The organism is Streptomyces sp. NPDC001513 (assembly GCF_042894695.1).
Classification (GTDB): Bacteria; Actinomycetota; Actinomycetes; order Streptomycetales; family Streptomycetaceae; genus Streptomyces.
In genome coordinates this window covers 47,664-73,845 of sequence record NZ_JBIAVU010000001.1, presented here as the reverse complement: position 1 = coordinate 73,845, position 26,182 = coordinate 47,664, and the positions used below count along the sequence as shown (strand labels likewise).

Sequence of the window (26,182 nt, the reverse complement as noted above, 5' to 3'; positions counted from 1 at the left end):
CTGACGACAGGCCGTTCACGGAGGTCGTGTGGAATGGGTGTCATGGGGAGAGGAAAGAAGCAGCAGCGGCCCGCCATAGGCACGCCGGAGCGGATCCTGGTCGTGCCGGACGGCGGCCGGGCCGTGCCGGACGGCGGCCGGGCCGGGCGCGTGCGCGAAGGCGTCGCCCGATGAACCGTTCCGATGCCGCCACGCCCCCGGAGCACTGGCGCTACGGCCGCCACCTGGAGGCGCTGGCCGTCGCGCCGGGGGAGAGCGCCGAAGCGGAGGCCGTGGCCGCCGTGCTGCGCGATCCCGATCCGGTGATGGCCGAGAGCGCCGTGGTCACCCACCTCGACCGCAGGGCGGCGCGGCTGCTCGCCGACGAGTCCTTCCCCGCCTGGGCCCGGGCGATGGCCGACGCGCTCGCGGGGCGGGCGTTCCCCGAGCGCCGGCTGCGGGAGTGGATCCTGCTCAAGGCCATCACCCGAGGCGAGCCCTGGTCCGCCGCGGAACTCACCGCGGCCTCCGACTGGTGCCAGCGCACCGCCGCCCAGTCGCTCACCTCGTACGAGGCCCTGCGCCTGCTGGCCACCAGCGCCCGCACCCGCCGCGTCCGCAACGCCGCCGCGGTCCGCCTGCGCAGGCGCACCGCGGTCTGAAACGGCCGGCCGCGGCAGGCGCCGCGGCCCGTACCGTCAGATGCCCCGGCGGACCCGGGCCGCGCGGCGGGCCTCGGCCTGCTGCCGGGCTTCCACCGTCTTGCGGGACTCCTTGCCCTTCCCCGGCCGGCCCGGCCGGGTGCCGATGCCGCGGAAGCCGAGGTCCGACCCGGAGGGCCGGCCCTTGGCGTCGGTCGGCGCGGAGCCGGCCAGCGGCACCCCGGGGGCGGCCTTGGCGCCGGTGATCCGGCTCAGCGCCTCCTCACCGGACCGGACCTGCGTGATCGTCGGCCGGATCCGGGCGTCCGCCATCAGCCGGACGATGTCGCGGCGCTGGTTCGGGGTGACGAGGGTGACGACCCGGCCGGTCTCGCCCGCGCGGGCGGTGCGGCCGCCCCGGTGCAGGTAGTCCTTGTGGTCGGCCGGCGGGTCCACGTTGACCACGAGGTCGAGGTCGTCGATGTGGATGCCGCGCGCGGCGACGTTGGTCGCGACCAGGACGGTGAGCTCCCCGGTCTTGAACTGGGCCAGGGTCCGGGTGCGCTGCGGCTGCGACTTGCCGCTGTGCAGCCCCTCCGCCCGTACGCCCATGGCCCGCAGGTGCTTCACGAACTGGTCGACCCCGTGCTTGGTGTCGAGGAACATCAGCACCCGGTTGTCCCGGGCCGCGATCTCGGTCGCCGCCGAGATCTTGTCGGCCGCGTGGATGTGCAGCACGTGGTGGTCCATCGTGGTCACCGCGCCCGCCTGCGGGTCGACGGAGTGCGAGACCGGGTCCTTGAGGTACTGGCGGACCAGCTGATCCACATTGCGGTCCAGGGTCGCCGAGAACAGCATCCGCTGCCCCGCGTGGTGCACCTGGTCCAGGATCTCCGTGACCTGCGGCATGAAGCCCATGTCGCACATCTGGTCGGCCTCGTCGAGCACGGCGATCTTCACGCGCTCCAGGTGCACGTCCCGCCGCCCGACCAGGTCGCTGAGCCGCCCCGGGGTGGCCACCACGACCTCGACGCCGGTGCGCAGGGCGCTCACCTGCCGCCCGATGGACAGCCCGCCGACCACGGTGGCCATCCGCAGCTTCAGGGCCGCCGCGTACGGCTCCAGCGCCTCGGTCACCTGCTGCGCCAGCTCGCGCGTCGGTACGAGGATCAGCGCCAGCGGGCGCTTCGGGTCCGCCTGCTGTCCCGCCGTACGCGCCAGCAGGGCCAGGCCGAAGGCGAGGGTCTTGCCGGAGCCGGTCCGCGCCCGGCCGAGGACGTCCCGCCCGGCCAGTGCGTTCGGCAGCGTCGCGGCCTGGATGGGGAACGGCTCCTTGACCTCCAGGGAGGTCATGGTCGTCACCAGTTCAAGGGGCAGGTCGAGCTCCGAGAACGACTCCACCGGCGCCAGGCCCGGCACCTTCGGCTCGTGCATCGTGAACTCGCCCTGCGGCCCGATGCTCCGGGGGGTCTTGCCGCCGGACTTGGCTCCGGGCCGGGCACCGCCCTTCACACCGAAGCGTCCGTGAACTGACGGGTTCCTCATGCAGGGCCTTTCGAAGCAAGAAGCAGATGGAGCAGGAAGCAGGCGAAGGGGGAAGCAGACGGGGAAGAAGTTGGTCAACCGCCCATGGTACCAGCGGGGCCTACGCCTCCCCGGTGTCCAGTTCCCCGGAGCGCACCTGGGCGCAGTGGGCGCGGACCTCGACCGCGGCCCGCTCGAACCAGTCGGCGATCACGGCGACCTCGTCGGGGGAGTAGTCGGCGAACAGGGCGCCGAGCCTGTCGTAGAACGGCTGGTAGACCGCGACGACCCGGGCGGCGGCCTCGGGCTCGGCCACCACCCGTACCCGACGGCGGTCGGCGGGGTCCGGCCGGCGCCGCGCGTACCCGGCGCGTTCGAGGCGGTTGAGGACCCCGGTGACGGCGCCAGTGGTGAGGTCCACCAGCTCGGCGAGGTCACCGGCGGCCAGCGGGGTGTCCCCGGCTCCCAGGATGTGGCCCAGGCACGTCAGGTCGGTGACGTTGAGTCCGAGCCGCTGTGCCACCTCCTGCTGGCCGACGATGCCCAGGGCGACGTACTGGTCCATGCGCGACATCGCCTCCGCGGCCGTGGCCGGGGGGCGGGGCTTGCCCTCCACGCAGATACTCCTTAGCATCTAAGTTACTTAGCTCGTGAGATAAATTAATCTCCTCTCCGAGCCTACTGCCGACGGTCCGACCAGGGAGAACCATGAGCGCGCACGGCCACGTCGATCTCGGCCACACGGTGGCCGGCTGGACCGGTACCACCCTGGCCCTGCTGGGCTCCGCCGGAGCGGGCATCGCCGTGTGCGCGGCCTGGACCCCCGGGATCTGGCTCGGCCTCGGCGTCGTCGCCGCGGCCGGGATCGTCACCTGGCTCCTGCACCTCGCCGGCTGGGGCAAGCCGAGCGGGCCCCGCCCGGAAGCCGACTGGGACTGGCGCACCCGGGACACCACCGCCCACACCGGGCACGCCGACTGCCTGGGCTGCAGGGTCAGCGGACCGCGCCGAGCCGCAGTGGCGGCCCCCCGGCCTCGATCCGCCGTGTCGTTGCCGGCTGCGGATGGCAGTGCATGAGCACGCGGGTGAAGTGCTCCCGGAAGGCCTCCCGGAAGGCCTGCGCAAGGCCTTCGGGAGGCCTCCGGACGGGGTTTCTCCCCCGTTTCACGGACAAGCCGACCAGAAGTTCGAATATGCGCCGCGCCCCGGTTGGCCGCGTTCAGCGTGTGCTGTAGGGGACCGTTGGGCAGGATCGAGACGGCCGCATATGCGGCCCGCAGTGGAACGTTGAGAAGGATCAGCCAGATGGCAACAGGCATCGTGAAGTGGTTCAACTCGGAGAAGGGTTTCGGGTTCATCCAGCAGGACGACGGCGGCCCGGACGTGTTCGTGCATTTCTCCGCCATCGCGACCACCGGCTTCAAGTCGCTGGAGGAGAACCAGAAGGTCCAGTACGACGTCACCCAGGGCCCGAAGGGCCCGCAGGCAGAACAGGTGGTCCCCCTCTCGTAGTGCCGCTTCACGAGCCAGGCCCGTGAGCCGAGCCCCGCCGGTCCCCGGCGGGGCTCTCGCACGTCCGGGGCCCGGGCCGGGCCGCTACCCGGCCCGGTGGAGGGCCAGGAGCAGGCGCCACAGGTGGTCCGCCAGGGCGGGCGGATCGGCGGGGACGGTGCCGTGCAGCCAGTCCGCGAGTACGCCGGTGAAGGCGGCGGCCACCGCCGAGGCGACCAGCTCCGGGCGCGGGGCTCCCACGGCCGCGCGCTCGGCGCGGGCGCGTTCGCGCAGCTCCCGGTGGAGCCGGTCGCCGAGCGGGCCGCCGCCGCCCGGGAGGAGCAGGGTGCGGTAGAGCGGCCCCCGCTCGGCCGCCCCGGCCAGGAAACCGGCCAGTTCGGCGGGCGGCCGCGCCGGGGGCAGCGCCGCCGGACCGGTCTGCCAGGCGTGCAGGGCGTCCACCGCGGCGTGCACCACATCGGCGCAGGCGTCGACGGCGAGCGCGGTGAGGTCCTCGTAGTGCAGGTAGAACGTGGCCCGGCCGACGCCGGCCCGGCGGACCACCGCCGCCACGCTGACCTCCGCGAGCGGTGTGGTGGCGCACTCCGCGAGCAGGCTCTCCCGCAGCCGCGCCTTCGTCCGTGCCGTGCGCGGGTCCGGTGCGCGGGAGTCCGCCGGGCTCACGCGGCCAGCAGCGCCGCGCCGAGGGCGAGGGCGCCGGGCAGGGCCTGCGCGACGAGGATCCGTCGGTTGGCGGTCGCGGCCCCGTACACCCCGGCGACGATCACGCAGACGAGGAAGAAGATCTGCGTGGCGAGCGAGTCGATGACGAGCGACCAGATCAGACCGGCGGCCAGGAAGCCGTTGTAGAGGCCCTGGTTGGCGGCGAGCGGCGCCGTGAGGCGGGCGGTGTCGGCGTCGAAGCCGGACAGTGCGCGGCCGGGCGGGCGCTGCCACAGGAACATCTCGAGGACCAGGAAGTACACGTGCAGCGCGGCCACGAGGCCGATCAGGATCTGAGCGACCGTGTGCATGGCCGCCTCCACTTCTTGGCTGAATGGGCTGGATGGGTGACTGGAGAGGACGCTATTTCCTGGACAACTGTACAGGAAATCTGGTCCGAGCCGTTGAGTGGCCCGTCACCCTGCTCCGAGGCTCAGAGGTTGGCGTCCAGGAAGGCCCGGAACTCCCCGCGGGTCATCGGGCCCGCCTGGCTCGCGACCGCCTCGCCGTCCTTGATGAGCACGGCGGTCGGCGCCGCGGTCACCCCGTAGCGCCGGGTCGGCTCGGGGCACCGGGTCATGTCGGTGCGGACGGCCGTGAACCGCGTCCCGTACTCCTCGGTCAGTTCCCCGACCACCGCGTCCATCGCCCGGCAGGCCTCGACGGCCTTCGGCCAGCTGCCGCAGAAGTAGGCGAGAACGGGCCCGGTGGTCATCGACAGGATGAAGTCGAACTCCTGGTTCTCCAGCGGCTGGTGCACCCGACGTGCCATGCGTGTCGCTCCTCGCTCGTACGCCCCCTCGATCGGGAGGGCGGCCCCCATCATCGCCGCATTGTCAGTGGCGCCTGGGAAGCTGATCGGCATGGACGACAGGATGCTCCGGCGCCGGGTCTACGGCGCCGACCACGAGGACCCCGACCCCGGCCCGCGCCCCGACCACGCGTACGGCGAACTGGTCGGCGGGCCGCTCGACGGGCTGCTCCTGGACATCACCGGCTGGAGCGCGCCCCAGCTCGCCGAGGAGGCCAGGCTCCCCACGGAGATAGGACGCTACGGAGCGGGCGGCCGCGCCCACTACCGCCGCCGCGCCGGGGACCCGCGCCACTGGGACTGGACGGGTGACAGCCGCTGACCTCCGGTGACCGCTGACCTCCGGTGGCCGTCCCGGGAAAATCTTCGAAGAATTTCCCGGGAGCTGTCGATCGGGGCGTCTCCCGTTCGACGCAAGGGGTGAGAGGCGGGGACAGCCCCCGCCCTCCCGACGGAGGAGTCACCATGCCGCGCTTCCTGACGATGATCCGCATCGACGAGCAGGAACTTCCCCCCGAGACCCCGTTCCCGGCCGACTTCGAGCAGCGCATGGGCGCCCTCCACGAGGAGATCACCAAGGCCGGGGTCATGCTCGACACGGCCGGGCTGCTCCCCACGTCCGAAGGGACCCGCGTCACCTGGTCCGGCGGGAAGATCAGCTACACCGACGGGCCCTTCACCGAGACCAAGGAGGTCATCGGCGGCTACTCCCTCACCCAGTGCAAGGACAAGGCGGAGGCCATCGAGTGGACCCGCCGGTTCCTGGAGATCCACCCGGCGGAATGGAAGGTGAGCGCCGAGGTCCGGCAGATCCAGGAGATGTGATCCCAGGGCGGCCGCGCCGCGTTTGCCCTGCCTCGTCACGGCTGCTCTGATGGGTGGCCGTGACGGCAGTGAGTGCGGCCCAGGCGGTCGAAGCGGTGTTCAGGATCGAGTCCGCGCGGATCATCGCCGGCGTCGCCCGGATCGTACGGGACGTCGGCATCGCCGAGGAGATCGCCCAGGACGCCCTGGTCGCCGCGCTCGAACAGTGGCCGGAGTCCGGCGTCCCCGACCGGCCGGGCGCCTGGCTCACGGCCACCGCCAAGCACCGCGCCATCGACCTCGTCCGCCGCAAGGAGACCTACGCGCGCAAGCTCGCCGAGGTGGGCCGCTCTCTGGAGGACGTGCCGCCGCCGGCCGAACCGGCGGACCCCGATGACATCGACGACGACCTGCTGCGCCTGATCTTCACCTCTTGCCACCCCGTCCTGGCCACCGAGGCCCGGATCGCGCTCACCCTGCGCCTGATGGGCGGGCTGACGACCCAGGAGATCGCCCGCGCCTTCCTGGCCTCCGAACCCGCCGTCGCCCAGCGGATCGTCCGGGCGAAGCGCGCCCTCGCCAAGGCCGGGGTCCCCTTCGAGGTCCCGTACGGAACCGACCGCGAGGCACGGCTCTCCTCCGTCCTCGAGGTCATCTACCTGATCTTCAACGAGGGCTACTCGGCGACCGCCGGAGACGACCTCCTGCGCCCCGCCCTCTGCGAGGACGCGCTGCGCCTGGCCCGCGTCCTGGAAGGCCTGATGCCCCGGGAACCCGAGGTGCACGGCCTCGCCGCGCTGCTGGAGTTCCAGGCGTCCCGGACCGCCACCCGCACCGGCCCCGACGGGGAACCGGTGCTGCTCGCGGACCAGAACCGGTCCCGGTGGAACCGCCTGCTCATCGCCCGCGGCGCCCGGGCGCTGAGCCGCGCCGGGAACGGCCCGTACTCCGTCCAGGCCGCCATCGCCGGCTGCCACGCGGCAGCGGTCCGCTACGAGGACACGGACTGGCCGCGGATCACCGCGCTCTACGGCCGCCTCGTCCGGCTGGTCCCCTCGCCGGTGGTGGAGCTCAACCGGGCCGTCGCGGTCTCGATGGCCGAGGGTCCGCAGGCGGCCCTGCCGCTGGTCGACGCCCTTGCCGAGGAACCGGCCCTGAGCGCCTACCACTTGCTGCCGTCCGTACGGGGCGACCTGCTGGAGCGGCTCGGCCGGCCGCAGGAGGCCCGCGCGGAGTTCGAGCGCGCTGCCTCGCTCACGCGCAACGCGCAGGAGCGCAATCTGCTCCTGCGGCGCGCGGCCCGCCTCTGAGCACGGGACGACGACCCCTGCAGGGCCCCGGAGTCAGCGGCGCCGGGCGTACGCGGCCACGTCCAGCGGGGTGCCCACGGGCCGCCGCGGCGGGGTCAGCGCGATGGGCCGGCGGAAGCCGCCGGAGCGGACGATGTCCTGGAGGGTGCGGCGCAGCGCCTCCTGGAAGTCGCCCATGGTCCGGCGGGCCGCCGGGGTGTCGACGTAGAGGGAGTTCATGTGCAGCCCGTCCGTGTCCCGCTGGAACCACGAGCAGGCCCCGTTGGCGCGCGCCGACCACACGTGGGTGGTGGGCCGCCAGTCCTCGTGGCGCTCGGCGCCCGGGCACTTGCGCATGTCGATGTACGAGAAGAAGTTCACCGGATGCGGCCAGGAGCGGGCGGCGAACTCCTCGGGCGCCAGCAGCTCCCAGGCCCGCACGAACGGCACGTCGAGATGGCTGATCATCTCGCTGAAGCCGGCTCGCACCGAGGCCATGACCTGGGCGAAGTCGCGGCCGGGGGAGGCGTCGAACTCGATGGGCATGGTGTTGACGAACCAGCCCACCGAGTCCGTCCAGGTGTCCCGGCCGCGTTCGCTGACCGGCATGAGGCCCCGGTAGACGCCGGGCCCGCCGGCCTCGCGCAGGCATACGGCGACGGAGGCGAGCACGCCCATGAAGGGCTTGCCGCCGACCGTCTGGCAGGTCTTCTCGAAGACCTCGGCCTCGCCGGCGTCCAGCAGCAGGGAGGCCTCGTTGACGATGGGGTACATCCGGTCGGGCTCGACGCCCAGGTCGAGCGGGAAGCGGGGGAAGAACTCGCCGGCCGGGCCCATGAAGGCCTTCCAGTAGTCCAGGCGTTCGTCGCGGGCGTCGATCGACAGGTAGCGGCGGCGCTGCTCGTCGGCGAAGTCGAGGTAGCTGGGGGCGGGCGGCAGTTCGGCGTCCTCGCCGCGGCACAGGCCCTCGTACGTGGTCATCACCTCGCGGGCGACGATCGGCATCGACATGCCGTCGCAGACGATGTGGTCGAAGGTGAGGTACACCGTCGCGGACTCCTCGCGGATCACCGCGCCCATGATGAACAGCGGCCAGGCGAGGGTGTCGATGCTCTGCTGGAACCGTTCGACGAGGAATCCGTTCAGCCGCTCGGTGGTCTCGAAGGTGCCCACGTCCAGGGGATCGAGGGCGAGTCCGGCCGGATCGAAGGGCTCGCAGGCCAGCTCGCCGGCCAGTCGGCGGAAGGCGCACCGCAGCACCTCGTGCCGCCGGACGAAGGAGAGCAGGGACTGCGCCAGGGCCTCCTCGTCGAGCGGGCCGGTCACCTCGAAGGTGACCGCGACCCAGGACGCGACCGGGTCGTCGGCCGCCCGGCTCTCCTCGGCGACGGTGAAGTGCTTGTCCTGGTTGAAGGACGCCTTCCTGCTCGCCGGATCGTCCGTGCCGCCGGCCTCCGCCGACGTGGACCGGAGCCGCCACTCGACCACCCGGCCGGGCGCCACGTCGTGCATTTCCAGAGGAAACTGCCGCATACCGTCATCCCTTCGTCCCCCGGATCAACCCCCAGGCCCTAACGACCCCCGGCCCGGGGAAGTGACGAACCACTTGCGCCGGGCCGAACGGCGGGGGCGGGGGAGGCGGGATCGGAGGGCGCGGTGACGAAAGTCGATCAGCGGTCGCCGGTGCGCCGTTCCAGAGGCGTTGCTACTGCCGAGTTGCTCACACTGAAAGTCACGCTGCCGGCCCGGTAGCGGTCGTCGGACCACTCGATCGGGCGGCCGGTCGCCGTGGCGGAGACGTGGCGTTGGCGCAAGAGCGGGCTGCCGCGCCGGACCGCCAGCAGCCGGGCGTCCTCGCTGCCGGCGGGAAGGGCGTCGATGAGGTGTTCGCCGTAGTGGGCGACGACCCCGGAGTCCTCCGCCAGCCGGTCCATGATGGAGCGGCAGTCCTCCGGCATCGCCTCCACGGCCGCCGCGACCCAGTCGGGGTAGGCCGTCCGCTCGACCATGGTGGGCTCCCCGTCGAGCAGGCGCAGCCGCAGCACCGCGAGGACCTCCGCGCCCGGTGCCACCGCGAGCCGCTCCGCCTCCTCGGCGGTCGCGGGCCTGCGCGTGCGGGAGAGGAAGCGGCTGGCGGCCTCGTGCCCGACCCCCTCGGCCCACTGGGCGAAGCTGTTCAGCTCGCCGAAGCTGTGCCTGCGCTCATGGCGCAGAACGATCCTCCGCGCGCCCTGCCGGGAACCGATCAGCCCCTCGGCGGCCAGGGTGGCCACCGCCTGGCGGACCGTGCCGCGCGACGCGGACCACCGGGCGGCCAGATCGCTCTCCGAGGGCAGCTGGGATCCCACCGGGTGCTCGCCGGAGAGGATCGCCCGGCGCAGCGCATCGGCGATCTCCAGATATCGGACCGTGCCCATGCCCTTCGCCCCCTGGTTGGTGTGTACGGATCACCCCGTCGATTCTGTACTCATGATCATTCCAACATGCTCTGTCACGACGTATTCCGGTCATTCTCATCTCTTCGTCGAGCCGTGCTCCCGGAGACAGGCGCCGTTCACCGTCCGTACAGCGAGCCCGGGCGAACTGGTGCCAACTTGTTCAGACAAGTGAACCCACCCTCGTCTCCGGGAGAGACCGTGCTCAGTTCCTCCGCCCGTCGCGGTGCGGCCGTACTGCTCAGCGCCGCCGTACTCACCACGCTCAGCGCGTGTGGTGCGGCACCCGACCAGAAGTCCGGTGGCGCCGGCGCCACCAAGACCGGCGTACAGCCGGGCGCCGCGGCCTCGGTGGCCGACTTCGGCTCGATGGAGGCCCTCGTCGCCGCCGCCCAGAAGGAGGGCAAGCTCAATGTGATCGCGCTGCCGCCGGACTGGGCGAACTACGGCGAGATCATCAAGGCCTTCGAGGCCAAGTACAAGATCAAGGTGAACAGCGAGAACCCGGACGCCTCCAGCGCCGACGAGATAGCCGCCGTCAAGTCCCGCAAGGGCCAGGACCGCGCCCCCGACGTCCTGGACCTCGGCATCGCCTTCGCCCGCAGCGGCGCCGCCGAGAAGCTCTTCGCCCCGTACAAGGTCACCGCCTGGGACAAGATCCCCGGCTCCCAGAAGGACGCCGACGCCCGCTGGTACAACGACTACGGCGGCTACGTCTCCATCGGCTGCGACGCGGCCCGCATCACCACCTGCCCGAAGACCTTCGCCGATCTCCTCAAGCCGGAGTACAAGGGCAAGGTCGCCCTCAACGGCAACCCCACCAAGTCCGGTTCGGCCTTCGGCGGCGTCTACGCGGCCTCCCTCGCCAACAAGGGCTCCTTCGCGGACATCCAGCCCGGCATCGACTTCTTCGGGCAGCTGAAGAAGAGCGGGAACTTCATCCCGGTCGAGTCCACCCCCGCCACCGTCGAGAAGGGCGAGACGCCCATCTCCATCGACTGGGACTACCTGAACGCCGGCTACGCCGAGCAGTTCAAGGGCAAGGGCGTCGACTGGCAGGTCACCGTCCCCGCCGACGGCGTCTTCGCCCAGTTCTACTCGCAGGCCATCAACGTGGACGCCCCGAACCCGGCGGCCGCCCGCCTGTGGATGGAGTTCCTCTACAGCGCCGAGGGCCAGAACCTCTGGCTCAAGGGACACGCCCGCCCCGTGCTGCTGCCCGTCATGACTCAGGACGGCACCGCCGACAAGGACGCCGTCACCAAGCTCCCGCAGGTCCAGGGCACCCCCGCCTTCCCGGCCTCCGCGGAGCTCGACCGGGCCAAGGCCACCCTCGCCGAGAAGTGGGACAAGGCACTCTCCTGATGTCCACCTCCGACTCACACGCCGCCGGCGGCACCAGCCGCCGGCGGCGCGGCCCGCGCACCTGGCTCGCGGCCCTCCCGCTCCTCGTCTTCACCGGGCTCTGCTTCGGCATCCCCCTCGGCGCCATGGCCTTCGGCGCGGTCACCCGCACCGACCAGGCGAGCGGCGCCACCCGGCTGACCGGCGAACACCTCACGCGCTCCCTCCAGGGCCCCTACCTCGGCTCCCTGATCGGCAGCGTCCAGCTCTCCGCCCTCACCGCACTCGTCGGCGGAGTGCTCGGCGTCGTGATCGCCCAGGCCGTGGTCACCTCCCGCTCCAAGGGCCTGCGCAGCGCGGCACTGACCGCCTCGGGCGTACTCGCCAACTTCGGCGGCGTACCGCTCGCGTTCGCCTTCATCGCCACCGTCGGCATCTCGGGAGTCGTCACCCAGCTCGCCGATCTCGGCAGCCTCGGCTGGAACCTGTACTCCTTCACCGGCCTCACCGTGGTCTACCTGTACTTCCTGATCCCGCTGATGGTGCTGGTGATCGCCCCGGCGCTGGACGGACTGCGCCCGCAATGGCGCGAAGCCGCCCAGAGCAGCGGGGCCACCGGATGGCAGTTCTGGCGCCACGTCGGCCTGCCGGTGCTCGCCCCCTCCCTGCTGGGCGGGTTCGTGCTGCTCTTCGGCACCGCCTTCGCCGCCCACGCCACGGCCGCGGCCCTCGTCGGCGGCTCCGTACCGCTCGTCACGCTCAAGATCGCGGACGCGCTGTCCGGGAACGTGCTCACCGGCCAGGAGAACGTGGCGCTTGCCCTCGGCCTCGACATGATCCTGATCGCCGGCCTGGTCATGGCGGTCTACCTGCCCCTCCAGCGACGGAGCGCCCGATGGCTGCGATGAACCCACCCGCCCCGCCGGCCCAGGCCGCCGCGCCCGGCGACCTTCAGCCCGAGGACCGCACCGACCGGCCGGTGGGAGCAACCTCCCAGGACCCGGCCCCCGCTTCCGCCCCGGCGGGCACCCCGGCCCGGCAGGGCCGCGGCCCCCGCCGCCCCGGGATCTGGCGCGGAGCCGTCCTCGCCCTCGCCGGCGTCTACTTCCTCGGCCCGCTCCTCGCCTCCTTCGTCTTCACCGTGCACGTGCCCGGCCAGGGGATCACCTTCGAGGCGTACAGCGAACTGCTCTCCGCCGACGGATTCACCGAAAGCCTGCTGCTCTCCCTCGGCCTCGCCGCCGCGACCATCGCGCTGTCGCTGCTGCTCGCCGTGCCCGCCCTGGTGGCCGTACGCATCGGCTCCCCGCGGCTGCGCCCGGTCGTCGAGGTGATGTGCATGCTGCCGCTGGTGGTGCCGCCCATCGCCCTGGTCACCGGAATCTCCACGGTGCTGCGCTGGGGCCCGGAACACCTGTCGAGGACCCCGCTCTACCAGACCTTCATCGCCGTCCAGAACGAGAAGTTCCCCGTCGTCCTGGTCCTCGCCTACACGGTCCTGGCGCTGCCCTTCGTCTACCGCTCGCTCGACGCGGGCATGCGCGCCGTCGACGTGCCGACCCTCGTCGAGGCCGCCCGCAGCTGCGGCGCGAGCTGGCCGTACGTCGTCCTGCGCGTGCTCCTGCCGAACCTGCGGGCCTCGCTCGCCGGCGCTGCCTTCCTCACCCTGGCCCTGGTGCTCGGCGAGTTCACCATCGCCTCCCTCCTCGGGTTCCAGCCGTTCGCCGTGTGGATCGTCTCCATCTCCGGAGCCCAGGCCCGCATGTCCGTGGGAGTCTCCATCCTCAGCCTGCTCATCACCTGGCTGCTGCTGATCGCCCTCTCACGGGCGGGGACCACCCCCTCCACCGCCGCGACCGCCCCCGCCACCATCTCCCGCAAGGAGTCCTGACCCCCATGCCCACCACCCTCCCCGCGGCCGGGAAGCCGGCGGACCCCACCGCCCCCGCGGACCGCACCGAGCAGACGGGCGGCGCGCGCGTCGAATTCCGCAGCCTGCGCAGGGCGTTCGGCTCCACCATCGCCCTCGACGGACTCGACCTGACCGTCGAGCCCGGCGAACTCCTCGCCCTGCTCGGCCCGTCGGGCTGCGGGAAGACCACCGCCCTGCGCGTCGTCGCCGGCTTCGAACAGCCCGACTCCGGCGAGGTCCTCGTCGACGGACAGGACATCACCCGCGTCCCGGCCAACCGCCGCGACGCCGGCATGGTCTTCCAGTCGTACAGCCTCTTCCCCAACCTCAACGCCCGCGACAACGTCGCCTTCGGACTGCGCGTCCGCAAGGTCGGCGCCGCGCAGCGCCGCGAACGCGCCGCCGAACTCCTCGACCTGGTGGGCCTCCCCGACCACGGCGACCGCTACCCGCACCAGATGTCCGGCGGCCAGCAGCAGCGCGTCGCGCTCGCCCGCGCCCTGGCCCTGCGCCCGCGCGTGCTGCTGCTCGACGAGCCGCTCTCCGCGCTGGACGCCAAGGTGCGGTCGAACCTCCGCGACGAGATCCGCCGCCTCCAGCTCTCCCTCGGCATCACCACCGTGTTCGTCACCCACGACCAGGAGGAGGCGCTGTCGATGGCCGACAGGGTCGCCGTCCTGAACGCCGGCCGGCTGGAGCAGTGCGCCGCCCCGGCCGAGCTGTACGACCGCCCCGCGACCCCCTTCGTCGCCGAGTTCGTCGGCACCATGAACCGGCTGCCCGGACGCCTCGCCGACTCCGGCCTGGTGGAGGTGGCGGGAGCGCGCCTGCCGGTGGACGGCCCCGTCCCCTCGACCCCGGACGTCGAGGTCCTCGTACGGCCCGAGAACGTCACCGCGACCGCCGACGCGCAGGGCACGGCCACCGTGGTCTCCGCCTCCTTCTTCGGCTCCGTGACCCGGCTCCACCTGGAACTGCCCGGCGGGGTACCGGTCAAGGCCGACCTGCCCTCGCGGGACGCGGGAGCCCTGGTGCCCGGGGCGCGGGCCGCCGTGGGACTGGCCGAGCGGCCCGTGCTCGTCGTGGCCAGGTCCGTGTGAGCGCCCTCGCCGCGGTCCTCTTCGACATGGACGGCACCCTCGTCGACACCGAGGGGCTCTGGTGGCGGGCCACCGAGGAGGTGGCCGAGGGCCTCGGCCACCGGCTCACCGACGCGGACGCCCCCGAGGTGGTCGGCCGCGCCGTCGAGGACACCGCCGCTCACCTCGTACGGGTCTCGGGAGGGGGAGACCCGGACGAGGTGGGGGCGGCCCTCACCGACAACTTCTTCCGCCGCGTGGAGGAGGGGGCACCCATGCGGCCCGGTGCCCAGCGGCTGCTGACCGCGCTCGCGGCGCAGGGCGTGCCCTTCGCCCTGGTCAGCGCGTCCCCGCGGGTGGTCGTGGACTCGGTCGTCGGCGGCTCGCTCGCTCACGTCCCCTTCGCGTTCACCCTGTCCGCCGACGACACGACCCGGACCAAGCCGCACCCGGACCCGTACAGGGCGGCCGCCGGACGGCTGGGCCTCGCACCGCACGCGTGCGTGGCGGTGGAGGACTCGCCGGACGGCGCGGCCTCGGCGGAGGCCGCCGGCTGCGGGGTCCTGGTCGTGCCGTCGCTGCTGGCCGTCCCCGCGTCACCGAAGCGGGTGTTCGCCCGCTCCCTGGAGGAGGCCACGCCCGAACTCCTGCGCAGCTGCCTCCCGGCCCCCTCCTAGCCCGGGGCTCCGCCCCGCACCCCGCTCCTCAAACGCCGGAGGGGCTGGATGGTGCGGGCGGGGCGGGATGGTGAGCGAGTGGGAGTGGTACGGCCGGACTGGAGAGCGCGGCTCAAAGCTCGGGGCTCCGCCCCGGACCCCGCGCCTCAAACGCCGGCGAGGCTGAATTTTGTGCGGCGGAGGCTGAAGTGGTGCAGCGAAGCTGGATGGCGCCACGAGGCTGGAGCGTGCGCCAGGCCGGAGTTGGTGCGGCCGGGGTGAAAGGTCGCCGGGGCTGGGGCCGAACCGGGCCGGTTGGGCCGGGGTCGGGTGTGTGTCGGGGTGATCCCCGCAGGGCGCCGAACGCATCGGGGCCGATCTCTCCGACCCCTCGTCACGTTCGGCGTCCGAGGAGACGCCCCGGCGCGCGCCCGGCCCCGGCACAACCGGCCTCCCTCCAGACCTCGCCTGAGCGGCGCAGCCAACCGGCGCCCGGCCCCGGCACAACCGGCCCCCCTCCAGACCTCGCCTGAGCGGCGCAGCCAACCGGCGCCCGGCCCCGGCACAACCGGCCCCCACCCGAAGCCCTGCCCGAGCGGCGCAGCCAACCGGCCCCCACCGCACCCCGCCCGAGCGGCGCAGCTACCCGGCTGCGCGGAAGGCCGTCGCGCGCGCCGTGGTGCCGCAGAGCGCGTACTCCCCGCCGCCGTCGGGCGACACCTGGAGCCCGCCGCCACCCACGCCCACCACGAGCGAGGGCGCGACGGTCGGCTCGGCGCCGGAGGCACAGTACCCGTCGGCCTCACCGAGCACCGGGGTGAACGTCAGCTGGGTCCAGGCCCGGCCGCCCACCGGAAGCTCCACCGCGCGCGCCTGGCCCTGCGGGACCACGTTCAGGGGCTTGTTGCGGTCCGGCGAACCCTGACCGGCGAGGGCCACGGTCGGGAACCCCTTCAGGGAGCACGCCCCCGGGCCTTCGTTGGTCACGGTGACCCGCACCTGGCTGCCGCGGATCTGCTGTGCGTCCGCGCCGAGCTGTGTGCTCGTGCACGGCGGGGCGGGGGCCCGTAGCCCGGCCGGCTGCTGCGCCGCGGCGCCCGCGCCCGGGCCCGCGGCCAGCAACAGGCCGCAGGCCACGGCGCCCGTCGCGAGCCAGAGGGTCGTGGTCCTGGCCACGCCTGCATGCGTTGTGCCCTTCATGCGGTCTCCTCAAGGTCCGCAGGACGCCCGCTCACGCCGGGCCACATCTCCTCCCAGGCTCGCACCACCTCTGCCCAACGGCACCCGTAGCGCTCTGACCTGGACAGAGCCTAGGCGGCCGGCAGGCCGAGGATCTCGAGGATGCCCTCCGCGTAGGCGGCCGGCCCCGAGCCGGGAGCCGCGGCGAGTTCGTGGCGGAAGCCGGCGGTGCCGGTACGGATGAAGGCCACGCACTGCCCGTGCAGCCCGGCCTCGTGGGTGCCGCCGTCGTCCACCGTGCACAGCAGGGCCAGCAGCGTCCACAGCAGCGCCTCGCGGGTCGCCTGCCGCGGCGGCTGCGCGGACCACACGGCCATCAGCACGCCGCACACCGCCGGAGCCGGCGGTTTCAGGTTCTCCGCGAAGAAGGCATGGCCCTCCAGCGCGTGGAACGCGGCCGGATGCCCCTCGGCCGCATCCCGTACGGCCGCCACCAGATGGCCCGCCGAACGGCCGCAGCCGCATTCGATCGACTCCCAGTCGTGCCGGGCGATCTCCGCCGCCACCGCGTCCGGAACCAGCGGACTGCGCGGCACGGCGCCCTGGCGCAGCAGAGCATGCTGCCGCTTCTCGCTCCCCCTCATGGGGCACAGTATGAGCCCACGGCCGACCGCTCTGCGAGGGGGGTCGGAACCGGATCACCAGGGCCCTCGTCTGAGACCCCGTGTGGATGAAACGAAGAATTCCGGCCTTGCTCCTCGCGCTGCTCGTGACCCAGCTCGGAGCCCTGATCGACCCCGCCTACGCGTGCGGATGCGGGGCCATGGTTCCCGACGGGCAGTCCCGGATCCGCGTCGGCCGGGAGACCTCCGTCGTGCGCTGGGACGGCCGCACCGAGCAGATCGTCATGCGGTTCACCGTCGACGGGGACGCCCACCGGGCCGCCTGGATCATGCCGGTGCCCGGGCGGGCCACCGTGGAGCTCGGCGACAAGGACGTGTTCGGCGAACTGGGGGACCTGACCCGTCCCGAGCACAAGGCCCGGTACTACTTCTGGCCGCGCGACCGCGACTGGCCCTTCTCCTCCGGCCGGGGTGACCTCGCCGGCGCCGCACCCCCGGGCGCCGCCGACGCGGCCGTCGGCGTCGTCGGCCGCGAGCAGCTCGGCGACTTCGATGTCGCCCGGCTCACCGCCACCGACCCGGACGCCCTGAAGACCTGGCTGGAGACCAACGGCTTCAAGCTCCCCGACCGGCTCGCCACCGAGGTCCAGCCGTACGTCGACCAGCGGTGGGAGTACGTGGCCGTCCGGCTCGCACCCCGCGAGCAGGGCAAGGTGCTGCGCGGCGAGCTCGACCCGTTGAAGATCCGCTTCGACAGCGACCGGCTGGTCTACCCGATGCGGCTCTCCCGGATGGCGAAGACACCCCAGTCACTCGGCCTGTACGTGCTGGCCGACCACCGCATGGAGCCCGCCTCCCCGATCGGCGGCTCCGCACCGAAGGTGACCTTCGCGGGGAGCGTGCGGCCCAAGGACGGCCGGATCGCCGAACTGACCGGCGGCAAGCCGGTGTTCCTGACCGCGATCGACCAGGAGTTCCCGGAGCCGGGCCGCATCGACGCCGACCACGAACTGCGCGCCACCGCGAAGGACACCCCGTACCGCCGGGCGGTCTACCACGACGAACTGCTCACCGTGGGGGGCGGCATCCCCGTCTGGATCCTGACCGTGTCGGCGGTCCTGGTGGCGCTGGCGGGCTCCTTCTTCGCGCTGAACCGCCGCCGCCGGCTCCGCGCGGACCGGGCCGCCTGAACTCCCCCGCAGGGCGGCCCGGTCCGCGTTCGGTCAGAGGGGCCGCGGAGGCTGGGTCCGCCAGAACGCGCACTGGTGGTCCTCGCCGAAGGACGAGGTCGTCCGCGTCGCCGACGGGTTCAGCGTGAGGACCGCACCGGCGGCGGCGCCGGCCGGCGGCCACGCGGTCTGACCCGGCACGACGGGGGCGCCGAAGCGTGCGAACGCGGCCCAGTAGCGCTTCATCCGGGTGCCGAGCGCGGCCTGGACCGGGGTCAGCGGACGCTCGCCCATGGTGAAGTCGTGCAGGTAGGCCAGCTCCGCGCTGTGCGCGTTCGACTCGTCCAGGCCCGGCACCTGTGCCCCCGCGAGCGTCGGCGACTGCGGGTCGTCGAACTCGTAGACGTACGTCGGCACCTGGGACGCGAACAGCTGCGCCGTCCACGCCGTGTGGCAGGCGAACGTCGAGTCCGTCATGACGGCCGACAGCGCCAGGTACGGCGAGCCGTGGGCCGCGACCGGATAGCGGGCGAGCACCTCGGGACCCGCCGCCCCGTAGTCCGCCAGGACCTGCGCGGTGTACTGCTCCGCCGTCAGGTGCGGCTGCGTCAGCGCGACGAAGAAACGGGCCTCGGAGCGGGTGCTCCCGATCAGCACCGGCACCTTGTTCCACGAGCCGCTTCCGATGGCCTGCGCGGGCGGGAGCGGCAGCAGCCCGTCACCCGACGCCGGACCCGGGGTGGGCAGCGTACGGGCCGCCTCGACCAGCGCCGCACCGGAGGCGGCGCGCAGACAGGCGGCCACCTCGCCCGGCACGGCGCAGCCCGCGTGCGCGGCGAAGGACCGTGCCTGCACCTCGGCGCTCGCGCTGTCCGGCGTACGCAGTAGGGTGCACGGACCGCTCTGCAGTACCGCCCGGTGGAACAGGCCCGCGGCGGAGGGGGCCGCCAGCAGCGCACAGACGGAACCGCTGCCCGCCGACTGCCCGGAGATCGTCACGCTGCCCGGATTCCCGCCGAACGCCGCGATGTTCTGCCGGGTCCACTGCAACGCGGCGATCTGGTCCATCAGGCCGAAGGAACCGGAGCGTCGGGCGTTGTCCCCGCCCAGCTCGGGCAGGGCCAGGTAACCGAGCTGCCCCAGGCGGTAGTTGATGCTGACGACCACGCTCTGGGTGAGATCGGCCATGGTGCGCCCGCCGAACTGCGTGCCCGTTCCCTGGCTGTACGCACCCCCGTGCATCCAGAGGACCACCGGGAGCCGGGCGCCGGGGCGGGCGGTCCGGGGCCGGTACACGTCCAGGTACAGGCAGTCCTCGCTGACCGCCCGCGGATCGGCGAGGCCGAACGGCGAGAACTGCAGGCACGCGGGGGCCTGTTGTACGGCCTCGCGCACCCCGTTCCACCGCGGCGGCTGAGGCGCCCGCAGCCGGGCGTCACCGACCGGGGGAGCGGCGTAGGGAACACCGAGGAACTCCTGTGCTCCGTCCCGTGATTGACCGCGCAGGCCGCCTTGCGCCACGGTGACGACAGGGCGCGGTGAGCCGGCGGCGACCGACGCCGAGGGTGAGGGCGCGGAGGCCGCTGCCGGAAGCGCCGAGGCGAGCAGGGTCACCAGTGCGAGGGCCGTACCGAGCAGGGGTCTTGCCGAAGACAGCCGGTTGCCGGGCCTCTTCATCCGTCCTCCTGGAGTCGTGCGGGGTGAGTGCGTGCGTATGTACGTGTGTGCGGGGCGGGGCGGGGCCCGGGCGTGTGGTGGGGGGCCGGGGGCGGAGCGTCGGGCGCGCGCCGCCCCCGGCCGGTCCGCGGGTCCTACGGACGCAGCCCGGCGATCAGGGCCGAGGTCACGGCGTGGTCCACCGGTCCGGTGTTCCAGTCCGAGTTCATCGGGCTGACGGCGATCTTGCCGGCGGCCACCGCCTCGATGTCACCGCCCTTGGCGGCGGGCTTGAGGGCCACCTTCACGCCCACCTTCCAGGTGCCGTCACCCGCATCGGTGAAGTCCGGCTCCAGGAAGTTCTGCGGGTCCTGGAAGGTCGTGGCCACACCGGCGGCCGTACCCTTGCCGTCGGCGCCGACGATCGGGTGGTTGACGTTCAGGCCGACGCCCTGGGGCAGCAGGGGGCCGGAGCGTGCCCGGACCCGCAGCCGGTCGATGAGCTTGACCGCGAAATCGAGCGTGGGGCCCATGGCGTTGACCGTGGTGACCGGGTCGGGCGCGCTCAGGCCGCCGGTGCTCAGGGCGATGGCCGGCACGCCGCTCTCCAGAGCGGCGACGGCGCCGCCGACCGTACCGGAGTGGGTGGCCAGCCCGGCGACGTTCGGGCCGAAGTTGGTGCCGGAGACGACCAGGTCGGGAGCCTTGCCGGCGAACACCTCGGCCAGCCCGAAGGCGACGGAGTCGCCCGGAGTGCCGTCGACGGCCCAGACCTTCGGCTCGGGGTGCTTCACCGAGATCGTGGGGGCACCGCTCATCATCTTGGTGCCGGTACCGCTCTGGTTGGTGAGCGGGGCGACGATCGTGACGTCGTGCCCGGCGGCGGTCAGCCGCTCGAAGGCCTTGCGGATGCCGGGCGCGTTGTAGCCGTCGTCGTTGGTGAGCAGGATCCGCAGCGGACCGGCGGGCGCGGCCGCCGGCTGCGCGGCGGGCGCGGTCTGCGGCGCGGCGACCGCGGGTGCCGTGCCGGCCAGGGCCGGCGTGCACAGCATCAGGGCGGCCAACGGCAGAACTCGCTTGCGTCTCACAGAGTGCTCCTTCAGAGCGGAGGGAGGTGAGGGTGGGCGGAGGCGGTGCTGACCGGCGGGCGCGCGACCCTCGGCGCGCGCCCGCCGGAGTTGAGGCCGGGCCCGCCCGGTCCCACGGGACGGGGCAGGGGGCCCGGGAGAGGGGTCCCGGAGGGAGGGTCAGCGCACGCTGCGGATCGGGAGGATGGCGAGCGCGCCGATCAGGGAGAGGGCTCCGCCGACCAGGAAGAGCGGGGTGTAGCCGCCCAGCGTGGTGACGACGGCCGAGGCGACGAAGGGGGCGATGATCTGCGGTCCAGCGTTCGCGATGTTGAGGACGCCCATGTCGCGGGCGGCGTCCTCGGCCCTCGGGAGCACCAGGGTGACGAGTGCGGTGTCGACGGCCATGAAGCAGCCGAAGGCGAGACCGTTGAGCGCGCTGAAGACGAGCATGCCGGTCCAGGTCGGGCTGACCACGGGGACCACCATGACCAGGCCGGCGAGGGCGGCCGATACGCCGACGAACACCTTGCGGCGGTCCAGGCGGTCGGACAGCAGCCCGCCGAGCACGGTGGAGAGGGCCATCGCGACCATCGACACCGGGGTGAGGATGGCCATCGCGGCGGGCGGGGTGAGTCCGCCGGGCAGTGTGATGTGGTCGTCGAGGATGTACAGCTGGTACCCGACGACGGCGAAGTAGCCGAGAACCATCAGGGCGCGGCCGATGAAGGCCCAGCGGAAGTCGTGGTTGGCCAAGGCCGAGAGAAAGGCGGCCAGTTGGGCGCGCTTGGGCGCGGCCGACGCCTCGGCGGCGGGCTCGGTGCGCGGGACGTCCCGGCAGAAACCGGTGAGCAGCAGCGCGGATACGGCGACGATCGCGCCGAGGATCAGATAGCCGGTGAGCAGGTGCTCGGCGGTGTTCGAGGCGACGAGCACGCCGACCGTGCCGCCGATGGGCAGACCGAGTCCCACCAGCGCGGACGCGGTGCCGCGACGGGCGGCGGGGATCCGGTCCGGGACGATCGCGGTGACCGCGGCCTGGTAGATGTTCATGGTCGCCTGGATCAGGCACCAGCCGATGCCGACGAGCAGCGCGGTGTTCACGCTGCCGAGCAGGCCCAGAAAGACGAGCGAGGCCAGGCCGCCGCCCAGGATCCAGGGGTTGCGGCGGCCGCTGCGGTCGGAGAGGGCTCCGGCGATCGGGTTGAAGGCGGTGGCGAAGATCGCGCTGATGCCGCCGATCAGTCCGAGGACGGCGACCTTGTCATCGGGGGCGATCGCGGCGATCTGGGTGGGGAGCAGGACGGAGCCGACACCCATGTAGACGGCCATCAGTGCGGAGTTGGCGACCAGCAGCAGGGGCAGGAGCCCCCGCTGGCGGACGGGTTCCGGCTTCGGGGGTACGGGTGTATCTACGGCTTCGGGCGTGGCCATGACGACTCCTCGGGGGACGGAGCGGGGAGGTGGCGGTGCGTGGGGGGAGAGGGGCGCCCCGCGAGCGGAGGCCGGGCGGCGGTGTCACCGGGGGTGGGGCGGACGACCGCGGTTTACTTGATGTTGTTACACGTGTCACCAAGTGCGCTGGAGACTGTGTAGCACCCATTTCCGGGCTCCGCCAGAGGCTGCGGCGGGTCGTTGCGCAGATCGTGACCGACGGCGGGGCGGTGGTGAGATGACGTGTAACCACCGCGTTGAGGTCACTGCGCAGGGCCGATGTGTCGAAAAACCCTCTTGCACTTGTGGCGGCCGTCACGCATCGGCAATACTCCGTGCCGCACCGCGACGACCCCGTCGCCGGAGGGCGTCCTGCCCCGAGAGCGGGGCGCGGCTTCTGTGCAACGCCACAGCCCGTACGGCCCCACTCGCCCGCCGCGGCGAGCCGGCCGGCCCCCGGGACACCCTCCGGAGCCGCCCGCCGCGAGGCCCGTCGGCGCGGGCGTCCCCGGCTACAGCCGGGGCCCCGGCACGCCCCTCGGCCGTCGACGTCCCCGGCTACCGCTGGGAAGCGCCGCTCTGTGCCAGTTCGCTCGTCTGCCACGTGATCCCTGGGCCGGGTCACTCCTTGAACGCGGCCCGGCTGGCAGGGAGCCGCTTGGGTCGCGCCTCAAGGCGGGGTGCGCCCTTGGCGCATACGGCATACGGCCTACGGCATACGGCCTCCCGCATTCCGGCTTCCGCCTTCCCGGTTCCCGCCCGCCTGTTCGTCCTTCCGCTCTTCCCTCCCGTGCTGCTCTCCGTGCGGCCCCACCGCGCGGGGAGGTGGCCGTGAAAGGCTTGCCATGTTTTCCTCGCCGTCCGTCGTGCCGCCGTCCCGGCCGCCCCGTCCGTCCCCTCCGCCCCGGCATCACCTCCCTGCTGCCCCGCCGCGCCACGCGCTCGCCTTCGGGATCGGCCTGTTGCTCCTCGCGTTCCTGGTCGCGCTGCTGCTCCGGATGGACCAGCAGCCCTTCTTCCAGGAGCTCGACGACCGCTGGGCCGCCTCGGTGAACGATTCCGCCGCCGAGGGATCCGGCGGATCGGAGGGGTTCGGCGGGTTCGCCCTCTTCCTCGACCGGCTCGGCGGCCCGTTCGGCCTCGTCCTGCCGCTCGCGCTGATCGGCTGCCTCTGCGTCTACGGGCGCTGGCGCTCGGGGCTGTTCGTCCTCACGGCAGCCGTGGTCACCAACGTCTTCCTCGTCCTGCCGCTCAAGGCGCTGGCCGACCGCCCGCGCCCGCCGCACCCGTGGGTCCTGGTCAACGACGGCTCGTACCCCTCCGGCCAGGTGTTCACCTCGGTGACGCTCGTGATCGTGGTCGCGGTGGTGGTGTTCCCGCCGCGTGCGCGACGCTGGTGGTGGGCGATCGGCGCCTCGTACGTCCTCGCCATGATGGGGAGCCGTACCTGGCTGCACGCCCAGTGGCTCAGCGACACCTTCGCCGGCGTTCTCCTCGGCGCGGGAGCCTGCCTCGTGCTGTGGCGGGTCTTCGCGCCCTTGCTCAACGTGGAAGCGGAGCGAATGGCCTCGGACAGCCTGTGGACGTGAGGAGCAGCCCCGAGAGGCGTCTCAGTATATTGCGCAGTGTTGACGGGCGTTAAATTCACGCCATAATCTCGCTGTCATCGCGCATCCGGTGCGCCGCACTCAGGAAGGAACGGCACATGCCCCACTCCCCAGGTCAGGACCAGACGACGGTGGTGGACCTCCCCGCGGGGCGCCTGCGCGGCGCGACCGAGCGCGGGGTCGCCGTCTTCCGGGCCGTGCCCTACGCCGCACCTCCCGTCGGCGACCTGCGCTGGCGGCCCGCGCAGCCGCACACGGGATGGAGCGGTACGCGGGACGCCACCGCCGACGGCCCGAGCGCACCGCAGATGTACGTGGAAGGCGGCGACCCGGTGCTCGGTGGGCACGGGTCGCCGCCGTTCGACGAGGACTGCCTGACCCTCAACGTCTGGACGCCCGCTGCCGACGGCGCTCGACGTCCGGTACTCGTCTGGATCCACGGCGGCGGCTTCGTGTCCGGCTCCGGCTCCCTGCCCGGCTACTCCGGCGAGACCTTCGCGCGCGACGGCGACCTCGTCGTCGTGAGCATCAACTACCGCATCGGGCCGCTGGGTTACCTCTACACCGGCGAGCAGGGGGAGCGGGGGGAGGAAGGGGAGCAGGGTGAGGAAGGCGGAGGTGGCAACCCCTGGCTCTCCGACCAGCTCGCCGCCCTGCGCTGGGTGAAGGAGAACATCGCCTCCTTCGGCGGCGACCCGGACCTCATCACGGTCGCCGGCCAGTCGGGCGGCGCGGTCTCCACCGCCGCCCTCGCCGGACATCCCGAGACCCGGGGGCTGATCCGGCGGGTGATCCTGCAGAGCCCGCCCTTCGGCCTGGACCTTCCCGACCCCGCCGCCTACACGGAGCGCACCGCCGCCTACCTGGAGCTGGCCGGCGCCAAGGACCTGGCCGAGCTGCGCACCCTGCCCTGGCAGCAGCTGATCGGGGCGGCCGGCGGGCTCTTTGCGCAGACGATGCGGTGGGGGTACTGGCCGACGCCCTTCCTGCCGGTCGTCGACGGGGTCACCCTCAGGACCCACCCGGCGCAGGCGCTGCTGGACGGAGCGGCCGCCGGCATCGACGTCATGATCGGCTGGACGAGGGAGGAGGCCAACTTCGGGTTCGCCCTCGACGAGGGGTACGCCGCCGCCACCCGGGAGCAGGTGACCGACCGGATCGCGGAGACCTTCGGGAGCGAAGCCGCCGCCGAGGTGTACGCGGCGTACGAGCGCGCCCGGCCCGGGGCCCGTCCGGCCGACGTGCTGATGGACCTCATCACGGACGAGCTCTTCCGGGTCCCCGCCGTCCGGCTGGCCGAGGCCAGGGCCGCGGCGGGCCACCCCGTGTGGGCGTACCAGTTCGACCTGCCCACCCCCGCCTACGAGGGCCGGCTCGGCGCCGCGCACTGCCTCGAACTGCCCTTCGTCTTCGACAACTTCGACCAGTGGGCGCACGCACCCTTCCTGGCCGGACTCGCTCCCGCCGTCCGCGACGGCCTCGCGTACGCCATGCACCGGGCCTGGATCTCCTTCGTCCGCACCGGCGACCCGAACCATCCGGACCTGCCGCACTGGCAGCCGTACGACACCGGCCGGCGCACGACGATGCGCTTCGACTCCGTCGTCACCGCCCTCGACGACCTGGCGGGAGCCTCCCGCCTCCTGCACGGCCCCGCGCGCACGTCTGGGCGCACCTCCGCTCCCTTGACCTAACTCGTGTAACCTGAAAGGAAGGAGCAAGCAGCGCACAAGGAGCATCGAGGGACGTCATGGCCAAAGACACTCACGTCCCCACGTCGATCACCAGCGCCGACGTGGCCCGCCTCGCCGGGGTGTCGCGCGCCACGGTCTCCTTCGTGCTCAACGACACCCAGGGCCACCGGGTCAGCGCGAGCACCCGGGCCCGGGTGCTCGACGCGGCGCGGCAGCTCGGCTACGTGCCGCACGCCGCCGCCCGGTCCCTGCGCGCCGGCCGCAGCAACCTCGTCCTGATGCCCGCGTCGATCTCCGCGATCGGCCGCCTCGTCAGCGACTGGGTCGACGACCTGCACAGCGAGCTCGACCAGCTCGGCTACACGGCCGTGCTCCACGCGGGCCGCTTCGCCGACCCCGTCGACGCCGCCCGTGCCTGGGCCGAGCTGCGCCCCGCGGCCGTCGTCGCCCTGGACGGGGACCGCTTCACCCCGCAGGCGGCCGAGCTGTTGGGCCGCGCCGGAGTGCGCGGGCTGCTGGCCTTCGCGTCCCACCCCGTCGACGGCGTGCACACCATCGGTTTCGACCACAGCCACATCGGCGCCGCCGCCGCCGAGCACCTCATCGAGCGCGGCCGGACCAGGATCGGCGTGGTCATGCCGCAGGAGAGGGGCCTCGGCACCCTCGCGCAGCCGCGCCTCGCGGGCGCCGAGTCGGTCGCGGCCCGGCGCATGGCGACCGTCACCCCGGTGGAACTGGCCTATACGCGGGAGTCCGCGCGGGCCCTCGCCCAACGCTGGCCGAGCCTCGGGCTGGACGCCGTCTTCGCGTACAACGACGAGTACGCGGCGCTGCTGCTGCACGCGCTCCAGGCCGAAGGCATCGCCGTACCGGACGAGGTCGCGCTCGTCGGCTGCGACGACCTCGTCCTCTCCGCGCTCCAGCAGCCCGCGCTCACCACGATCCGCCTGGACATGCCGTCCGCGGCACGGATCGCGGACGCCGTCCACGAGCTGATCGAGACGGGGACGGCGACGCCGGTTTCGGCGGTGGAGGCCGTCCTGGTACCCCGCCTGACCTCGTGAT

Annotated in this window: 28 protein-coding genes; 16 read left to right on the top strand and 12 right to left on the bottom strand. The window is 73.0% G+C overall.

Annotated elements, in window-relative coordinates; all coding sequences use genetic code 11:
• Positions 1–42 precede the first annotated feature (42 nt).
• Together ACFYZ4_RS00390 and ACFYZ4_RS00385 are read left to right on the top strand one after the other, a co-directional pair.
• Positions 43–174, top strand: a complete 132-nt coding sequence (locus tag ACFYZ4_RS00390) for a hypothetical protein (RefSeq protein WP_390782542.1) — start codon at positions 43–45, stop codon at positions 172–174.
• On the top strand, positions 171–641 hold the full coding sequence (locus tag ACFYZ4_RS00385; RefSeq protein WP_351290934.1) for a hypothetical protein: 471 nt from the start codon (positions 171–173) through the stop codon (positions 639–641). Before ACFYZ4_RS00390 ends, ACFYZ4_RS00385 begins: the two co-directional genes overlap by 4 nt.
• Before the next feature lie 36 nt (positions 642–677).
• Here ACFYZ4_RS00385 and ACFYZ4_RS00380 read toward each other — a convergent pair whose 3' ends face one another.
• Together ACFYZ4_RS00380 and ACFYZ4_RS00375 are read right to left on the bottom strand one after the other, a co-directional pair.
• Complete coding sequence (locus ACFYZ4_RS00380; RefSeq protein WP_384349937.1) at positions 678–2,054, bottom strand: DEAD/DEAH box helicase; 1,377 nt, start codon at positions 2,052–2,054, stop codon at positions 678–680.
• 211 nt (positions 2,055–2,265) lie between these two features.
• Positions 2,266–2,760, bottom strand: coding sequence for a MarR family transcriptional regulator (locus ACFYZ4_RS00375; RefSeq protein ID WP_351587458.1), 495 nt, complete (start codon positions 2,758–2,760; stop codon positions 2,266–2,268).
• A 92-nt stretch (positions 2,761–2,852) separates the two neighbouring features.
• Between ACFYZ4_RS00375 and ACFYZ4_RS00370 the strand changes: the two genes are divergently transcribed.
• A complete protein-coding gene (locus tag ACFYZ4_RS00370; RefSeq protein WP_390782541.1) occupies positions 2,853–3,221 on the top strand; it encodes an HGxxPAAW family protein in 369 nt (122 codons plus the stop codon).
• 228 nt (positions 3,222–3,449) lie between these two features.
• A complete protein-coding gene (locus ACFYZ4_RS00365) occupies positions 3,450–3,656 on the top strand; it encodes a cold-shock protein (protein ID WP_351290928.1) in 207 nt (68 codons plus the stop codon).
• Positions 3,657–3,740: 84 nt separating this feature from the next.
• Here the strand turns inward: ACFYZ4_RS00365 and ACFYZ4_RS00360 are convergent, their stop codons facing one another.
• The 3 genes from ACFYZ4_RS00360 to ACFYZ4_RS00350 form a co-directional block, all read right to left on the bottom strand.
• Complete coding sequence (locus tag ACFYZ4_RS00360; protein ID WP_351301777.1) at positions 3,741–4,319, bottom strand: TetR/AcrR family transcriptional regulator; 579 nt, start codon at positions 4,317–4,319, stop codon at positions 3,741–3,743.
• The gene (locus tag ACFYZ4_RS00355; protein ID WP_351301774.1) at positions 4,316–4,669 is read right to left on the bottom strand and encodes a DUF1304 domain-containing protein; all 354 of its coding nucleotides are present in this window, start codon (positions 4,667–4,669) and stop codon (positions 4,316–4,318) included. The genes ACFYZ4_RS00360 and ACFYZ4_RS00355 overlap by 4 nt, the downstream gene beginning before the upstream one ends.
• Positions 4,670–4,791: 122 nt before the next feature.
• Positions 4,792–5,130 carry a thioredoxin domain-containing protein gene (locus ACFYZ4_RS00350; RefSeq protein ID WP_351301771.1) on the bottom strand — a complete coding sequence of 113 codons (339 nt, stop codon included), beginning with the start codon at positions 5,128–5,130 and terminating at the stop codon, positions 4,792–4,794.
• 91 nt (positions 5,131–5,221) lie between these two features.
• Here ACFYZ4_RS00350 and ACFYZ4_RS00345 point away from each other — a divergent pair, with 91 nt between their 5' ends.
• The 3 genes from ACFYZ4_RS00345 (at position 5,222) to ACFYZ4_RS00335 (ending at position 7,283) form a co-directional block, all read left to right on the top strand.
• Positions 5,222–5,491 (top strand): hypothetical protein, encoded by a 270-nt coding sequence (locus ACFYZ4_RS00345; protein WP_351301768.1) that lies wholly within the window; start codon positions 5,222–5,224, stop codon positions 5,489–5,491.
• A 143-nt stretch (positions 5,492–5,634) separates the two neighbouring features.
• The gene (locus tag ACFYZ4_RS00340) at positions 5,635–5,994 is read left to right on the top strand and encodes a YciI family protein (protein WP_351301765.1); all 360 of its coding nucleotides are present in this window, start codon (positions 5,635–5,637) and stop codon (positions 5,992–5,994) included.
• Between the two features lie 68 nt (positions 5,995–6,062).
• Positions 6,063–7,283, top strand: a complete 1,221-nt coding sequence (locus ACFYZ4_RS00335; RefSeq protein WP_390782895.1) for an RNA polymerase sigma factor — start codon at positions 6,063–6,065, stop codon at positions 7,281–7,283.
• A gap of 33 nt (positions 7,284–7,316) precedes the next feature.
• Here the strand turns inward: ACFYZ4_RS00335 and ACFYZ4_RS00330 are convergent, their stop codons facing one another.
• Both ACFYZ4_RS00330 and ACFYZ4_RS00325 read right to left on the bottom strand, forming a co-directional pair.
• Positions 7,317–8,795 carry a condensation domain-containing protein gene (locus ACFYZ4_RS00330; protein WP_390782540.1) on the bottom strand — a complete coding sequence of 493 codons (1,479 nt, stop codon included), beginning with the start codon at positions 8,793–8,795 and terminating at the stop codon, positions 7,317–7,319.
• Between the two features lie 137 nt (positions 8,796–8,932).
• On the bottom strand, positions 8,933–9,679 hold the full coding sequence (locus ACFYZ4_RS00325; RefSeq protein WP_351301759.1) for a GntR family transcriptional regulator: 747 nt from the start codon (positions 9,677–9,679) through the stop codon (positions 8,933–8,935).
• Between the two features lie 219 nt (positions 9,680–9,898).
• On the opposite strand from ACFYZ4_RS00325, the gene ACFYZ4_RS00320 reads away from it, so the two are divergent.
• From ACFYZ4_RS00320 to ACFYZ4_RS00300, 5 genes are read left to right on the top strand one after another with little or no spacing between them, the layout of a single operon-like run.
• Positions 9,899–11,062, top strand: a complete 1,164-nt coding sequence (locus tag ACFYZ4_RS00320; RefSeq protein ID WP_351301756.1) for an extracellular solute-binding protein — start codon at positions 9,899–9,901, stop codon at positions 11,060–11,062.
• The gene (locus ACFYZ4_RS00315; RefSeq protein ID WP_384349893.1) at positions 11,062–11,949 is read left to right on the top strand and encodes an ABC transporter permease; all 888 of its coding nucleotides are present in this window, start codon (positions 11,062–11,064) and stop codon (positions 11,947–11,949) included. The genes ACFYZ4_RS00320 and ACFYZ4_RS00315 overlap by 1 nt, the downstream gene beginning before the upstream one ends.
• Positions 11,937–12,932: an ABC transporter permease gene (locus ACFYZ4_RS00310; protein WP_390782539.1), complete on the top strand. Its 996-nt coding sequence runs from the start codon at positions 11,937–11,939 to the stop codon at positions 12,930–12,932. Before ACFYZ4_RS00315 ends, ACFYZ4_RS00310 begins: the two co-directional genes overlap by 13 nt.
• A 5-nt stretch (positions 12,933–12,937) precedes the next feature.
• Positions 12,938–14,053 (top strand): ABC transporter ATP-binding protein, encoded by a 1,116-nt coding sequence (locus ACFYZ4_RS00305; protein ID WP_390782538.1) that lies wholly within the window; start codon positions 12,938–12,940, stop codon positions 14,051–14,053.
• Entirely contained in the window at positions 14,050–14,709 is a 660-nt protein-coding gene (locus ACFYZ4_RS00300) for an HAD family hydrolase (RefSeq protein ID WP_390782537.1), read from the top strand. The genes ACFYZ4_RS00305 and ACFYZ4_RS00300 overlap by 4 nt, the downstream gene beginning before the upstream one ends.
• A gap of 621 nt (positions 14,710–15,330) precedes the next feature.
• Here ACFYZ4_RS00300 and ACFYZ4_RS00295 read toward each other — a convergent pair.
• Together ACFYZ4_RS00295 and ACFYZ4_RS00290 are read right to left on the bottom strand one after the other, a co-directional pair.
• Complete coding sequence (locus ACFYZ4_RS00295; RefSeq protein WP_390782536.1) at positions 15,331–15,888, bottom strand: DUF4232 domain-containing protein; 558 nt, start codon at positions 15,886–15,888, stop codon at positions 15,331–15,333.
• Between the two features lie 110 nt (positions 15,889–15,998).
• Entirely contained in the window at positions 15,999–16,511 is a 513-nt protein-coding gene (locus tag ACFYZ4_RS00290; protein ID WP_351301739.1) for a hypothetical protein, read from the bottom strand.
• A gap of 86 nt (positions 16,512–16,597) precedes the next feature.
• Here ACFYZ4_RS00290 and ACFYZ4_RS00285 point away from each other — a divergent pair, with 86 nt between their 5' ends.
• On the top strand, positions 16,598–17,680 hold the full coding sequence (locus tag ACFYZ4_RS00285; RefSeq protein ID WP_390782535.1) for a DUF2330 domain-containing protein: 1,083 nt from the start codon (positions 16,598–16,600) through the stop codon (positions 17,678–17,680).
• 33 nt (positions 17,681–17,713) lie between these two features.
• Here the strand turns inward: ACFYZ4_RS00285 and ACFYZ4_RS00280 are convergent, their stop codons facing one another.
• From ACFYZ4_RS00280 to ACFYZ4_RS00270, 3 genes are all read right to left on the bottom strand, one after another.
• Positions 17,714–19,336: a carboxylesterase/lipase family protein gene (locus ACFYZ4_RS00280; RefSeq protein ID WP_390782534.1), complete on the bottom strand. Its 1,623-nt coding sequence runs from the start codon at positions 19,334–19,336 to the stop codon at positions 17,714–17,716.
• Between the two features lie 134 nt (positions 19,337–19,470).
• Complete coding sequence (surE, locus tag ACFYZ4_RS00275) at positions 19,471–20,403, bottom strand: 5'/3'-nucleotidase SurE (protein WP_390782533.1); 933 nt, start codon at positions 20,401–20,403, stop codon at positions 19,471–19,473.
• A 159-nt stretch (positions 20,404–20,562) separates the two neighbouring features.
• Positions 20,563–21,816: an MFS transporter gene (locus ACFYZ4_RS00270; RefSeq protein ID WP_351296958.1), complete on the bottom strand. Its 1,254-nt coding sequence runs from the start codon at positions 21,814–21,816 to the stop codon at positions 20,563–20,565.
• A gap of 962 nt (positions 21,817–22,778) precedes the next feature.
• On the opposite strand from ACFYZ4_RS00270, the gene ACFYZ4_RS00265 reads away from it, so the two are divergent.
• From ACFYZ4_RS00265 to ACFYZ4_RS00255, 3 genes are all read left to right on the top strand, one after another.
• On the top strand, positions 22,779–23,405 hold the full coding sequence (locus ACFYZ4_RS00265; protein ID WP_390782532.1) for a phosphatase PAP2 family protein: 627 nt from the start codon (positions 22,779–22,781) through the stop codon (positions 23,403–23,405).
• Between the two features lie 116 nt (positions 23,406–23,521).
• Entirely contained in the window at positions 23,522–25,117 is a 1,596-nt protein-coding gene (locus tag ACFYZ4_RS00260; protein ID WP_390782531.1) for a carboxylesterase/lipase family protein, read from the top strand.
• Positions 25,118–25,173: 56 nt separating this feature from the next.
• Positions 25,174–26,181, top strand: a complete 1,008-nt coding sequence (locus tag ACFYZ4_RS00255) for a LacI family DNA-binding transcriptional regulator (protein ID WP_390782530.1) — start codon at positions 25,174–25,176, stop codon at positions 26,179–26,181.
• The last annotated feature ends 1 nt before the right edge of the window (position 26,182 follow it).